This is a genomic window from Cyclobacteriaceae bacterium, from assembly GCA_013141055.1.
GTDB lineage: Bacteria > Bacteroidota > Bacteroidia > Cytophagales > Cyclobacteriaceae > ELB16-189.
On the sequence record JABFRS010000002.1, the window covers coordinates 887,682 to 902,177 of the forward strand.

Below are 14,496 nucleotides of genomic sequence, written 5' to 3' on the forward strand. Positions count from 1 at the left end.
TTATGCGAAGATAAAAAAGTCTCCGTAACGAACTTCGCATGGCGGTCTGTTCCCAACGAAGGGTGTGAATCCAAATGTAAGAGGTTGATTTACCGGATGATCTGCACCCATCCGCGGATGTCCTTCTTCTTCTGATTCGGATCTACGACGGTGAACGTTACCTGAGCATTATAATAATAGACTCCTGAAGAAAGATCCTTGCCGTCATTGTCCTTACCATCCCAGTCGATATAAATATTTTTCTCTCCACCGGATTGATACGTATAGACTTCCTTACCCCACCGGTTACTGACGGTGAACGTTACACTTTCAACAAAGCGGGCGCAGCGTCTTCTTGTTTCAACAGGATCAATCACACCGCAAGGTCCATTACCTTCCTCGTCAATGATGGCCCGGTCGCTGAAGGCGCTGAACTTCTCATTACAATTATCTCCGTTAGGTGTAAATACATTGGGAAGCTCATAGTGAGGGCAGTTGTCAAAACAGAATGACTCGCTCAACTCACTCTCCTGTCCCGCCCTGTCAACCGCCGCAACTTTATAACATCTTGCGAACGATGGCAATGACGAATCAACATATACGGTATCGGTAATACCGGATGCCAGCAGTGTAAACTCATCTCCTACCTGCTTTGCGAAATAAAGATTATACGTCTTGATGTCCAGAAGACAATCCGGGTCCAGAGGTTTCTTCCAGGACACTGTGTTACTAAAGCTCTGAACAGAACATGGCTGTGAAGTATAATACTGATCGCACGTGGTAGCAACAATGGAAAGCTCCTGCTTGCACGGCGGCTCAAGGTCATTCGGCTGTGCGCAGATTATCTGTGAGAAGTTTTTGAATGGTTCCTTGATCAGCGGATTTCCATAAACTCCCTGCGTCATAACCCGGTAGCAATATCTCTTGTTGTTATCCAACCCTATATCGCTGTAAGTAAATCTTCCTGTGATTGAACGGATACTGTCAATCTTCACAAGCTGAGCCTCGGTGGCTCCTTCCGGTCCGCGATAAATATAATGATACGGGAACTTGTCTGTCTTGTTCGACCATGGCACAACAGCATTCCAGGTAAGTCTGATCTCCTGAAACAATGGCTTCGCTTCAAGCCGTACCTGTGAAGCCGTGGAAGAAGTATCGGTTGGCTGATTCGATGCATTGAACATCACCACACGGTAGTTGTAGGAAAGAGCCTCTGAATTCACATCGGTATCCTGATAGGAGGTGTTGACCAATGTTCCGGTATGAGGGCTGATAAGTTTCAGAATTCCTGAGAGGCCTTCCGCACGGAAGACTTTATATCTGAAGATCGTTGTATCCGGAAGTGCAAAAGGCGCTCTCCACTTAACGGTTATCTTTCCACCGGAAGTCTTCGTCTGATCGACCGTCACATGCGTGATGATCGGAGCAGTTTCAGGAATCGGCGGCATGCAGGTTTCTGCAGAAACATAACTGTCTCCTCCACCCGGCCGCGGGAAGACTGCTACCAGTCTGTAACAATACTTTGCACCCGGAGAAAGTCCCTTGCCTCCATTCGTGTCATTATAAATAGTTTGTGTGATTGGCACTTCAGCGATCTTGGTGAATCCAAGTGACTCTGGTATGCCGGTAACACAGGCAGCCGGTGTAAACGGTTTGCTGTCAACTCTTCTCCACACCTGCATTGCTTCTGCTGTCTGACATGGATAGGTATTCCATTCAAGCTTTGCGGTGCGGTATGGTATCAGTACCGGAGGATTTTTAAATACAGGCGCAGGCCCGACCACTCTTATATTCCATGTTTTGAATTGAACAAGCTTTGCACCTCTTGATACTGGTGGATTGTCTGTGACCTTGAACACCACCTGGTAAGGTTGTTCTTTAATATGATTGCAGGTTGTTTGCCATTCAAATGAAAGTTTCGCTGTATGGCCCGGGCCTGTGAGTTGATTCACTGCCGGGAAGGGAGTGTAAGTCGCGGGACTTGGGAAAGGCGGATTAACTCCCTGATTTAATATCTGTGAAAATGCTTCGATCTTGACAGGATCATTATCCGGATCGGTAGCAAATATATCAGCATTGATTTTTGTACCGGCTTCAACGCAAAGATCTGCAGGCACCTGTAGTTCCGGGCGCTTGTTACGACAGTCTTCAACAATGATCTGCATATCCCGCACGACATATCCCGTGTTGATCCATATGCCTACAACTTGTCTCCACTGTCTTATAACAAAAGCAATGTTATACTCTCCTGAGACGCCGGGAGAGTTCCATACAATAGTTCCCGTTAACGGATCGATTGTAAAAGTCGGAGGACCATCAGCAGTTTCATTGGCTGTGCCATAGTTGATACCAATTCTGTCATAGAATTCTTTAACGTTTGGATCGCGGTAGTTATCAACAGGAATACCTCTGTTCTTCTTAGGGATTGTAAATTCATACGACAAGCTGTCGCCATCAGGATCGTATGCACCAGGGTTATGATACCATGCTGCACCGGTACAGGCCTTATCGATTGGCGGAACCAACAGTCGGGGACTATTGTCGCAACCAACAAACGGATCAATCGTGAATCCGGACTCCATATAAAAAGGAGTATCTACCGATTGTGACATATTAAGAATGCCAGCGTTTCTGTTGGGCTCAATGTAGCTGATGATATATCTACCCGCCCCACCGTATACGTGGGTGGTGGAATACGTTACCGTACCAATATCAGGACCGAGGTCAGTGCGGGGTGTGTTTTCAACAGTAGGTGTTGTGAAGGGATCACTTCCATCACCGAAATCAAGCAAGCCATCGCCGAACCTGATCTGGGAACCCGTGTTGGTATAGACGGTGATGGTAATGGTAAATGTGAGACTGGTACAGCTCTGGCGGGTGATGGTTATTTCTCCTGCCCGAAGGTGAGTGGCATTCGCTGAATAACAGCCTGAAAATATCAGCAATGTCAAAAGAATCAGATATCGAATACGCATCCCCGTAAGTTAGTACCTCAAAGAATCAAATTTACAATAACTCAGCCGTTCTACAGGTTAAAATTAAAAGAAGAATTTCCCTGCTCCACGGTAAAAAACGCTCATTCATCTTAAATATTGGATCAGGAGGAATACTCGTTTAAACTTTACGCTCTATTTAATATCTAAAGGAGACAAAACGTAAACATGAGCATCATTATCCCCCAGCCTAGGGTAAAACATCTTATGAACCGTGCGGCATTTGGATTAAGTATCAACCGTCCGGCAATCGATCTTGCAGACCTTAATAAGGAGTCGCAAAAGGTATCCCTGCTGAATTCGGTTCCCAAGCCGGAGATCGATGCCGGTGATCTGCAATCCATGAAAGATAAAGCCACTCGAAAGGAAATGGTGAAAGAGCTTTTCAGCAAGTCGCGTCAGGAACTCATGAAGCTCAATGTCGACTGGGTAGATAAGATAATTGCCGATCCTTCACTTCGCGAAAAGATGACCTTCTTCTGGCATGGTCACTTCGCCTGCAGAACATTGGTCCCCTATTTTGCACAACAGCAGAATAACATTCTACGCACTTCAGCTTTAGGATCCTTTCGGGAAATGCTCATGGGTATTTCAAAAGATCCTGCCATGCTTCAGTTCCTGAACAACCAGCAAAACCGGAAAGATCATCCCAATGAAAACTTTGCACGGGAGGTGATGGAACTGTTTACACTGGGTCGTGGAAATTATACAGAGACTGATGTTAAAGAAGCGGCGCGTGCCTTTACAGGATGGGCTTTCAATGTCCAGGGAGAATTTCAATTCCGGCAGAAGCAGCATGACTTCTCTTCGAAAACTTTCAGGGGCACTACACGCAACTTTACCGGAGAAGATATCCTGGAAAGTATTCTTGAGGATCGGAAGACTGCAAGCTTCATTACGAATAAGCTTTACCGTTACTTTATTTCGGATCAGAATGCGCCAGGCAAAATTGCTGATGAATGGAGTGAATCATTTTACAAATCCGATTATAACATTCAGAAGTTGTTGCAGACGATGCTTCAGTCGGATGAATTCAATAATGCCACTCATATCGGTAACCGGATCAAATCACCGATCGATCTTATCATCAGCCTGCTGCTGCACACCGGAGGCAAATTCGAAAACGATCAGAGCATTATTTTCCTCGAGCGCGCACTGGGACAAATTTTATTCTATCCGCCTAATGTAAGTGGATGGACTTCGGGCAAGGGATGGATCGACAGCACGAGCCTTACCTTCAGAGTTTCATTGCCCATGCTATTGTTTGGAGGCAGTGAAACAGATTTCGAAGCAGCTGATGATGGCGATGCAAATGGCCTGGGCAAAGAGGCAACAAAAAAGAGAAGACTCCAATGCAATGTCGACTGGACAAATCTTGCAAATCAGTTTACCAAAAGTTCCGCAACAGAAACGCTGGAAACCATTCAAAGCTTTTTACTTGCCCGACCCACCACATCAACGAATCAAAGCAACATCGCACGACTGGCCGGAAGCACACACGGAGATGCTGAGTTCGTTAAGAAAGCATTTATAGGATTTATGTCGGTACCTGAATATCAACTTTGCTGATCATGGAAAATATTTCAAGAAGAGGATTTCTAAAAACTTCAGCCCTGATCACTTCGGGTTCTCTGCTGATTCCACAGTTTCTTAAAGCCATGGAGGCAGAGAATGTTTCCGACTCTGAAAAGATTCTGATCATTATACAACTGTCTGGCGGCAATGACGGATTGAATACGATCATCCCTTACCGCAACGATGTCTATTATCGCATGCGGCCTTCTATTGGAATCACAAAAGAGCAGGCACTGAAAGGCACGGATGAACTGGGCTTCAATCCCGCAATGAGTAAATTCAAAGAACTCTATGATCAGGGATTTGTGACAGTGATCAATAATGTAGGATATCCCAATCCGGATCGTTCACATTTCAGATCAATGGATATCTGGCAGACAGCAAGTCAGTCGGATGAATACTTGTCAACGGGTTGGATCGGACGATATCTGGATTCCAATTGCGAAGGATGCGGATCACACACAGCGGTAGAGATTGATGACTCACTCAGTCTTGCACTGCGGGGCGAACGTGTAAAAGGAATGGCGATCAAGGATCCTGCAAAACTTTACCAGGCAACACAATCTTCTTTTTACAAAAAGGTCTCCGAGAACCATGCCGATGAGCCCAATGTAGAATACCTGTACAAGACGATGGCGGAGACGGTCTCGAATGCAGCATACATTTATGACAAGTCGAAGATCTCACGTTCAGGCCTGGAATATCCTAACAATGAGTTTGCAAAAAGACTAAAGACCATTGCCGAACTGATCCAGTCTGGCATTAAGACAAAAGTTTATTATGCGTCACTTACGGGATTCGATACACATGTCAGACAAACCGCGCAACAGGAACGATTGCTGACGACTTATTCAGAAGCAGTGAACACTTTCGTGAAAGATCTTAAGGCAACCGGCAACTTTGATCGTTCAGTGATCATGACCTTTTCGGAATTCGGAAGACGTGTGGAAGAGAATGCAAGCGGCGGCACAGACCATGGCACTGCAAACAATTTATTTCTCATGGGTGGCAAGCTTAAAACACCAGGGTTCTTTAACAAGACACCTGATCTTCTCAGACTTGACCAGGGCGACCTGATGTATGAAGTAGACTTTCGTCAGGTGTATGCTACCATGCTGAAGAACTGGCTGGGCACAGATTCAAAGATCATTGGAACTGGTTTTCCTTCGCTGGCATTGGTATAGATTTTCTACCTTTGATCTCAAGATCAACTGATCCATGCTAAGAAAAATTTCAGGCGTTATTGCCGGGTACGCAATTTTTGTCGCAAGCTCAGTCATCTTATTTAAGGTATCAGGACAAAATCCACACGGAGAAACATCTACTGGCTTTAAATTACTGACGGCTGTCTACGGGACAATCTTTTCATTGTTGGGTGGACTCGTATTGCAACTCATTGCCAGGACAAAAAATCTGAACATCAATTATGTTCTTGCACTGATCATCGCTGGCTTTGCAACTTTCTCCTTCTTCAAAGCAGAAGGCAATCACTGGTCACAACTGTTAGCCATATTCGTATTTGCCCCGGCATCCATCCTTGGCGGATTTTTCCTTCTGAAGAGAAATTAGAGAGTCATTAGAAAATTTAAAAAGGAATAGTTTCCGGAGCTTCCTGTACGCACATCTCAGATTTCTTTTTTCTACCTTGCCTCCATGCGCGTCATCGGAGAAATACCTCACACACATTGTAAGATCACTCTCTTCCACTGGAACAATCGCTATCTGATCAAGCTTGAGCAAGGGCCGTTTGAGCAGACTTATAAAATTCAGGAATACGACCTTACTTCAGAAGAGGATATCAAGCTGGTGGTGTCCGAAGAATTCATCCAATCCGCCCTCCAGCGATTCGAATCCATGGGCCAGGCCCTCCACGAGGCAATGGGAAAGGTCTAATGTTCTCAAAGTTCTTAACTTTGAACCCCAGTCGATAGCTATGGCGGAGATTTTAGTAGAAAAGAAGAACAAAAATATCGGGTATGAGCCTATTTTGGACGGCATCCCGGATTGGCCTGTTTACCAGCTAAGTAAGAACCGAAAGGAATTCCTGGAAGAGGTTACTGCCAAAGCCATCGAACAGATCCGTCTTTTGCGTCCTTCCCGTAAACAACTGATCGACGAACTTGAAGCCACCGTCTTCCGTGAACAAAATCGCCTTAAGCGCAATCGCTGGAGAGTCGATCCCAAAGATGAGCCAAAGTTCTGGTCAAGGATCAAAAATGATCTGATTGAACTCAACACTAAAACTGCTGAAGAAGCCGGAAAGAAGGAAGAAGAAATTCTTTATGAGATCGTACATCGCTATGCGAATGAGATCGCCGGATCATTCAAGCCAAGCTCTTATCGCTTCGCCCGTGAGGTCATCAAGTTCTGGTTTGTCCGATTGCTCAATGGAGCACGTGTAAAAAAATTCGGAGCCTACTTCAGAAATCAATACAGCCTTCGCGATAAGATTCACATCGTAGGTAAGGTGAAGATGTTGCGCAAACTTGCAAAGGAAGGCACGGTCGTTATCGTTCCTACACACTTCAGCAATCTGGATAGTATTCTGATCGGATGGGTGATCCATTCCCTGGGTTTACCGGCATTTCTTTATGGAGCAGGATTAAACCTCTTCAACATCAAGATCTTTGCATACTTTATGAACAGCCTTGGGGCGTATAAGGTAGACCGCAGAAAGAAAAATCTTCCTTACCTCGAAACGCTAAGGATGTATTCAAATCTTGCACTTCAGAAAGGCGCTCATAGTTTGTTCTTCCCGGGAGGAACGCGTTCACGCTCCGGCCTGATCGAAAAACAATTGAAGCTTGGCTTGCTCAGCACAGCAATCGAAGCGCAGCGCAATCTTTATATTGAGAACAAACCGGATGCAAAGAAAATATTCGTCGTGCCGGTTACGCTCAATTATCACTTTGTTTTGGAAGCCCCTGAACTTATTGAAGACTATCTCCAGGTAAAAGGTCAGGATCGTTACTTTGCGGAAGAAGATAACTACGGAAGCTTTCAGCTGATCAAGTTCATGTTCAAGTTCTTCACCAAAGGCTCAAGCATTTCAGTTTCCGTTGGTCCGGGCTTAGACGTTATGGGCAACTATGTTGACGATGACGGAAACAGTCTGGATGCTAACGGACAGATCATCAACCCGCGTGAGTATTTCATGACGGGTGGCGAAGTTACCATCGACAAGCAGCGTGAGAACGAGTATACCCGCATGCTGTCATCCAGGATCGTAAGCGAGTATCATCGCATTAATCGTGTTTTCGCAAGTCACCTCGTAGCTTTCGTTGCTTTTGAAATGTGGCAGCGCAAATATCCAAAGCTTGATTTATTTGGATTCCTTCGCTTACCGGAAGAAGATCTTGAGATCGACTATGAAGAATTCAAAGCGATGTTCAAGAAAGTAAGAAAAGAGATCTATAACCTGAAGGATCAGGGTAAAGTTTATCACGCAACTCATCTCAAGGGAGAAGCCGATATTATTATACGCCGTGGACTGGATAACGTGGGAATCTTCCATTTGAAGAGACCCTTGCTGAGAAACAAAAAAGGAAATATCGTTACACAGGATCTTAACGTTCTCTACTACTACCACAACCGCCTCGTGGGCTATGACCTTGAGAAGCTCATCTGATAAACCCATTGGAGTAATCGGAGCCGGCAACTTCGGCACAGTAATAGCCAATATCATTGCGAGAAATCGTAAGGTGCTTCTCTACGCACGTGATGAAAAAGTTGTAAAGAAGATTCTGGAAACCCACGAGAACCGTGGTTACAAGATGAGCAAGAATGTCCTGCCCACCAGCGACATGGAATATCTTGCAAGTCAGTGCGACGTGATCTTCCCGATCGTTCCTTCTTCACATTTCAGAACGGTGATCAAAACCCTTGCACCTTTCCTTCATCCCTATCATATTCTCATTCACGGTACAAAAGGTTTTGATATTAAGTTACAAAAGGGTGAAACGATTGAAACCGTGAAGACCCTCAGTCGCAAGCAAGTCCGCACGATGAGTGAGGTGATTCAGGAAGAGACAGTGGTCGTACGGGTTGGTTGTTTGGCCGGCCCCAATCTTGCCAAGGAACTCGCACAACGCCAACCCGGAGCTACGGTGGTGGCAAGTCATTTTCAGGAGGTGATACAAACCGGTAAAAGATTGTTAAGAAACGATCGCTTCCAGGTTTATGAAAACAATGACCTTGTAGGAGTTGAGATTGCCGGTGTCATTAAGAATATTATTGCTATCGCCGCGGGCATGCTCAGCGGATTGGGTTACGGTGAGAATGCAAAGGGATTATTAATCAGTCGCGGTGCTGTGGAGATGGTCTATCTCGGCAAGGTGCTGGGAGGAGATACAAAAACATTTTTAGGGGTTGCAGGTATCGGAGATCTTATCACCACCTGCAACAGTCCAATGAGCCGGAATTATACAGTAGGATTTCGGCTTGCAAAAGGAGAAAAGCTCAAAGACATTCTGGAAGACATGGAAGAAGTTGCCGAAGGTGTCAACGCGATCCGTATTGCGAAAAAGTGCAGTGAGTATTACAAGGTTCGTCCTTTGATTACAGACACGCTTTACAAAGTATTGTTTGAAGGAATGACCGTTCAGGATGCACTGGATTATCTCATGCGCTATCCATTGAACGTGGATATCAAGCTGACTTAAGCTTTTACTTCATCATTTGAATCTCCTGACCCTGTAATGTAGTGTAAGCACCCATCGCATCTGCCGTAAGGCACGCATGTACCGGCAACACACCCAGCACATCACCGATCCTGATACTTTTCATCTCTTCCTTTGAAGCCTTAACCACCCCATGCTCCTGAGAGAGAGATTTCATAAACATTGTAGTGGACGGTAATTCCCATCCCGAGTCATTCAGTTTTACGATCTCACCATAGTACATCGTGCCATCTTCCTTTTTCATTGCATCCTTGGCAAAGTGAACGCCTCCACCATGAACGAATATCTCACCACGTTCCTCATTCATCGCCACCACTGGACATCCCATTGCGATGGCCACCTGATCTTTTGTGCATGAGCCAATTTCAGTTTGCTGAAGATCATAGAACACCGAATTGCCGGGCCGGATCTCATCCACGCCTGTAAAATCTGTTGCTAAAGAACATGTTGGCGTATCGCCTGTAGATAAAACCAGTTGAGGATATTGCTTGCGATAGTGATCCCCCAGTACTTTCATCAATAATATTGAATCGTTGTGGATCTTCATGATTGCTTCGCGTGTTCTTGACTGATAGCTATGTCCCGCATGTGCCAGAAATCCTTTGAAGGTCAGTAATGGGTCGGAAGATATCTCAGCCAGAATTCTATCAATGCCGGCATGGTCTGTCGGAAGGAGGCCGGTACGTTTATAACCTGGATCGATTTCAATGAAGCAGTTAACAGGCTGTTTTAGTTTTCCTTTTAATTGCTTTATAGTTTCGGGAGAAACAATGAGGACATTCAATTTACAAATGGATGCAAGCTTGTTGATAGCGTCGATCTCAAGAGTGTTCAGTGGAAACGCAATGGTAATATCTTTCCATCCCCCTTCCGCGAAGTAGGTGGCCATCTTTATAGATGATACCGTACAACAATCCACACCTAACTCACCGTACCACTCTCCTACTGCAAGAGATTGATGAGTCTTAAAATGGGGACGGAATTTAACATTTGCCTTTCTGGCTTTGTCGGCCATGCGCAAAATGTTCGCTTTGCAGATTGCTTCGTTGAGCAGCAAAGTCGGCTTGACAATTTTTATCATGTTATAATTCTTTACGGATGCTGTTGGCAACAGCAGCAAGTTCTTCCTGAGAAAGCTTCAGTTTGGGATTTGAGAAGTTTGCATCACTCATGGCATTCATGGGGATCAAATGAACATGAGCATGAGGTACCTCCATTCCAAGCACCGCTACCGCCACTCGCTTGCATTGAGTAACAGTCTTGATGGCTTTTGCCACTTCAGCAGCGAATAGATGCAAGCCTGAAAGTGTCTCTGCATCGAGATCAAAAATGTAATCAACTTCTTTCTTGGGAATGACTAACGTATGACCTTTCTGCAAAGGCATGATATCAAGAAAGGCAATGTAATGTTCGTTCTCAGCAACGATGTGAGCTGGAATTTCACGCTGGATGATCCTGGTGAAAATCGAAGGCATAAATCAGATGCCGATATTGGTAATCTCGAACTCCAGTTCTCCGGCAGGTGTTTTGATCTTGGCCATATCCCCTTTCTTCTTGCCCAGCAATCCCTTACCGATGGGCGATTGGGTTGATATCTTTCCTGCCTTCAGGTCAGCTTCTTCTTCTGATACAAGCATATAAGTAACAGACGCGCCATTCTTTTTATTCTTGATGGTAACTTTTGAAAGAATGGAGACGATGGAAGCATCGAGTTTGCTTTCATCGATCAATCTTGCATTGGAAACAAGTTCGCCAAGCATGGCAATCTTTGCTTCAAGGTGACCTTGTGCATCTTTCGCTGCATCGTACTCTGCGTTTTCACTCAAATCACCTTTATCACGAGCTTCAGCGATTTGCTGAGCGATGAATTTACGTCCAGAGGTTTTAAGTTCGTTGAGTTCCTTCGTCATCTTCTCCAACCCCTCTTTTGTATAATATGATATACTCTTGCTCATAATGAAACGAATTATGTGATCTACTATATAAATGCTGTAACGCTATTGATTCAGGATACGGCAAAAAAGCAACAACGGCTTCGTTGCGGAAACCGTTGTTGCTTTATGAATTCAAAGATAGTTAAAATGGCCATAAAGCACAAAGCGTTGAGCTAAAAGCGCCTGATCTACTATAAAATGTGGATTCAATAACTTACCTCAGGCTTCCGCAAGCTCTGGCATCATTTCTTTGATTTGTTCCTGAAGATCATCATCAAATTTCGCCAGATAAAGCGTCTTCGCTTTTGAGAGCTGATCAATGGTAAGTCCTTTCGCTCCTCTGAAGTCTGCTTTATATAGACTCGCATTTTCAAAGTCAGCACCCATCAGATAGCTGTTCTGTAAATTAGCTTCCATCAGATAGGCATTTGCAAAATTAGCTTTAATTAAAAATGCACTTTCAAATTGTGTTTTGATAAGAAAAGCATCCTTGAAATTCGCTCCACTGGCATATGCCCCTCTCAGATTTGCCTGATTAAGGTTTGCATTTTCAAAATTAGTCTGATTCAGACGGGTGTTTTCAAGATTGGTTTCCAGCAAGGATGCGCTGGAGAGATTCACCGAATTCATATTAGATCCTTTCAGATTAATATAACTAAGGTGAGTGCGTGCCAGATAACAGTTAACAAGATTGATCTCATGGATCTTATGACGGTTAAGACGTTTGATGTTCCCCACCATACGGAATGCCGCCTCATTTGACTCCAACAAACGAAAGTCATCAATCTCATCTTTAAAGGTTCTGATCCGCTGACGTATTTCACCGTTTTGATTAAGCCAGAAAAGTAAAATACCGATGATCGCAATATCGAAGATCATACCATGAGCCTCTACCAGTATCTGCTCCCAGAATTTGTCGAAGTCATTCAGATAAAACTTAAAGCTTAGGGCAACTACAAGGATGGTGACAGTCACCAAAACGATCAATGATGTAAGTAAAGGCTTCTCAACCACCGAATTGGCGTTGTCTGAGAAGTTTACCTTCATGTTTTTCCAGGAAAATCGTCTTGTAAAAAGCTTCAAATGGTTAAAGATTTTAACAAAGGTAAATTAAGTAACCAGCGGAACTTTAACAATAATTGAGAGAACCTTACACGAGATTATAACATCAGGTGAATCGTAATAAAATAGACGGTTAATCCCAATAAATCATTAATCGTGGTAATAAATGGGCCGGATGCTACGGCGGGGTTGAATCCAAATCGGTCCAATATCAAAGGAGTAATGGTTCCTATCAGCGAGGCAAAGACTACCACACTGAATAATGCAATCGATACAACAATAGAAAGCTGATGGTTTCCAAAGAGCATCCAGTTGGCACCGAACACCAATACTGAGAGAACCAAACCGTTCAATAAAGCAACAAACAGTACTTTGGTCAATCGCTGCCAGATTCCTTCATCGACAAAATCAGTACTGGCAAGACTCTGCACCACAAGCGACGAGGATTGAATTCCTACATTTCCTCCGGTTGCCTGAATCAACGGAACGAAAAAGGCAATAGCAGTAACCCGGGCAAGTTCCTGTTCAAATAATCCCATGAAACGGGCAGAGAGCATTCCTCCGAAAATTCCAATTAACAGCCATGGCAGTCGGGCACGGGTATTTTTCCAGACAGTGTCATCCTCCTCCACATCCTCTGTGATACCAGACATGAGCTGACGATCTTCTTCAGCCTGTTCAGTGATCACATCCACAACGTCATCAATGGTAATCCTTCCTACAAGTTGCCCCTGAACGTTTACAACCGGAACAGATTCCAGGTCATACTTTTTCATGATACCAGCAACTTCTGTATCGGGCAGATAGGTCTCCACAGAAACGACATCCTGTTCATAGATATCAGCCACCGATTTATTGGCATCCGAGGTGACAATCTCCTGTAAAGAAACCGTTCCCAGAAGCTTGTCATTTTCATCCACAACAAACACAGTGTAGAATTTGGTAACATTTTCCGCCTGCTTGCGGATTTCCTCCACACACTGAACTACAGACCAGTTGCTGCGTGCCTTGATCAACTCCTTCGCCATCAAACCACCGGCAACATTCTCATCGTATCGGAGAAGATCAATAACCTGTGATTTGAGGATAGGATTAAGACCTGCGATTACTTCCTCACTGGTCTTGATAGGTAGTTCATTAAGAATATCTGCCGCATCATCGGAATCCAGGAGATCAATGATTTCCGTGATCTCACCATGCTCATAGTTTTTCAGAAAGGTCGTGCGGGTTTCACTATCAAGATCACTGATGATCTGGGAACGCACTTCCAGCGGTAAAATATCGAGGGTATACTTGGACTCTTCCGAATTGAATTCATACAAGAGAGCAGTGATATCAGCCGGATTGATATCGGTAAGGCTTTCAAGGATAAAAGCATTATCACGCTGATCCAGGGCCTCCTGAAAGCGGTCACGAAACTCTTTGGTCAATTCAAATTCAACGAACTCCTTCACTTTGTTGGATCAATCGTGTTAAAGAAATAAAATCCTCTACTGATAATTGCTCAGGTCGCTTGTCCATGATGTCCAACACCACCAACTCACTGGGCAAATTTAGATGTTTCAGTCCGTTACGCAAGGTTTTCCGGCGCTTTTGAAATGACTCCTTAACAACTCTCTTGAAAAGTTGCTCATCACAATCGAGTGTCTCTCTTTTATTTCGCTTCAACCGGATAACCGCTGACATCACTTTAGGCGGCGGGATAAAAACTCCCGGTGGAACTTTGAACAAATACTCAATATCATAGAAAGCCTGCAACAAAACACTGAGGATCCCATAGACTTTGCTTCCATGACTGGAACAAATACGATCGGCTACCTCTTTTTGAAGCATACACACCACCTGATCAACCTGGTTCCGGTGATCCAGAACCTTGAAGAATATCTGTGAAGATATATTGTAAGGGAAGTTTCCAATGATGCTATAAGAGCCGGGAAAGAAGGACGCAATATCCTTTTTAAGAAAGTCTCCTTCCAGGAGGGTAAGGGTTGGCAACTGTTTCTTTAAATAAGCGATGGACTCAAAGTCTATTTCAATGACCTTGAGATCAACATCCTTTCTTGCCATCAATCCTCTCGTAAGAACACCAGTGCCGGGCCCTATCTCAAGAACAGCCGATCGGGTATCAGCCGGCAGCTCAAGGGATTCAACGATCCTCTCTGCGATGCTGGTATCCTTCAGGAAATGCTGGCCTAGAAATTTCTTGGGTCTAACCATGCTGAAAACTACTGCTATTCTTTTAGAATTAAGAATTAATAAGTTGAAGCAGCAAGT

The 14,496-nt window shown here is 44.4% G+C and carries 13 protein-coding genes; 6 read left to right on the forward strand and 7 right to left on the reverse strand.

Annotation, left to right across the window (positions count from 1 at the left end; translation table 11 throughout):
• Positions 1-89: 89 nt before the first annotated feature.
• Positions 90-2,954, reverse strand: coding sequence for a gliding motility-associated C-terminal domain-containing protein (locus HOP08_18480; GenBank protein NOT76914.1), 2,865 nt, complete (start codon positions 2,952-2,954; stop codon positions 90-92).
• Between the two features lie 186 nt (positions 2,955-3,140).
• On the opposite strand from HOP08_18480, the gene HOP08_18485 reads away from it, so the two are divergent.
• The 6 genes from HOP08_18485 (at position 3,141) to HOP08_18510 (ending at position 9,208) form a co-directional block, all read left to right on the forward strand.
• Complete coding sequence (locus HOP08_18485) at positions 3,141-4,541, forward strand: DUF1800 domain-containing protein (GenBank protein NOT76915.1); 1,401 nt, start codon at positions 3,141-3,143, stop codon at positions 4,539-4,541.
• 11 nt (positions 4,542-4,552) lie between these two features.
• The gene (locus HOP08_18490; protein NOT76916.1) at positions 4,553-5,731 is read left to right on the forward strand and encodes a DUF1501 domain-containing protein; all 1,179 of its coding nucleotides are present in this window, start codon (positions 4,553-4,555) and stop codon (positions 5,729-5,731) included.
• A gap of 34 nt (positions 5,732-5,765) precedes the next feature.
• On the forward strand, positions 5,766-6,116 hold the full coding sequence (locus tag HOP08_18495; GenBank protein NOT76917.1) for a hypothetical protein: 351 nt from the start codon (positions 5,766-5,768) through the stop codon (positions 6,114-6,116).
• 84 nt (positions 6,117-6,200) lie between these two features.
• Positions 6,201-6,440, forward strand: a complete 240-nt coding sequence (locus HOP08_18500; protein NOT76918.1) for a hypothetical protein — start codon at positions 6,201-6,203, stop codon at positions 6,438-6,440.
• A gap of 40 nt (positions 6,441-6,480) precedes the next feature.
• Positions 6,481-8,175: a glycerol-3-phosphate acyltransferase gene (locus HOP08_18505; GenBank protein NOT76919.1), complete on the forward strand. Its 1,695-nt coding sequence runs from the start codon at positions 6,481-6,483 to the stop codon at positions 8,173-8,175.
• Positions 8,153-9,208 carry an NAD(P)-dependent glycerol-3-phosphate dehydrogenase gene (locus HOP08_18510; GenBank protein NOT76920.1) on the forward strand — a complete coding sequence of 352 codons (1,056 nt, stop codon included), beginning with the start codon at positions 8,153-8,155 and terminating at the stop codon, positions 9,206-9,208. Before HOP08_18505 ends, HOP08_18510 begins: the two co-directional genes overlap by 23 nt.
• Before the next feature lie 4 nt (positions 9,209-9,212).
• Here the strand turns inward: HOP08_18510 and HOP08_18515 are convergent, their stop codons facing one another.
• The 6 genes from HOP08_18515 to rsmA form a co-directional block, all read right to left on the reverse strand.
• A complete protein-coding gene (locus HOP08_18515; GenBank protein ID NOT76921.1) occupies positions 9,213-10,307 on the reverse strand; it encodes an alanine racemase in 1,095 nt (364 codons plus the stop codon).
• Between the two features lies 1 nt (position 10,308).
• Complete coding sequence (locus HOP08_18520) at positions 10,309-10,701, reverse strand: HIT family protein (protein NOT76922.1); 393 nt, start codon at positions 10,699-10,701, stop codon at positions 10,309-10,311.
• A gap of 3 nt (positions 10,702-10,704) precedes the next feature.
• Positions 10,705-11,181 (reverse strand): transcription elongation factor GreA, encoded by a 477-nt coding sequence (gene greA, locus HOP08_18525; GenBank protein ID NOT76923.1) that lies wholly within the window; start codon positions 11,179-11,181, stop codon positions 10,705-10,707.
• 198 nt (positions 11,182-11,379) lie between these two features.
• The gene (locus tag HOP08_18530) at positions 11,380-12,207 is read right to left on the reverse strand and encodes a pentapeptide repeat-containing protein (GenBank protein NOT76924.1); all 828 of its coding nucleotides are present in this window, start codon (positions 12,205-12,207) and stop codon (positions 11,380-11,382) included.
• A 113-nt stretch (positions 12,208-12,320) separates the two neighbouring features.
• Positions 12,321-13,676 (reverse strand): magnesium transporter, encoded by a 1,356-nt coding sequence (gene mgtE, locus HOP08_18535; protein NOT76925.1) that lies wholly within the window; start codon positions 13,674-13,676, stop codon positions 12,321-12,323.
• A complete protein-coding gene (rsmA, locus tag HOP08_18540) occupies positions 13,660-14,439 on the reverse strand; it encodes a 16S rRNA (adenine(1518)-N(6)/adenine(1519)-N(6))-dimethyltransferase RsmA (GenBank protein NOT76926.1) in 780 nt (259 codons plus the stop codon). The genes mgtE and rsmA overlap by 17 nt, the downstream gene beginning before the upstream one ends.
• Between the last annotated feature and the right edge of the window lie 57 nt (positions 14,440-14,496).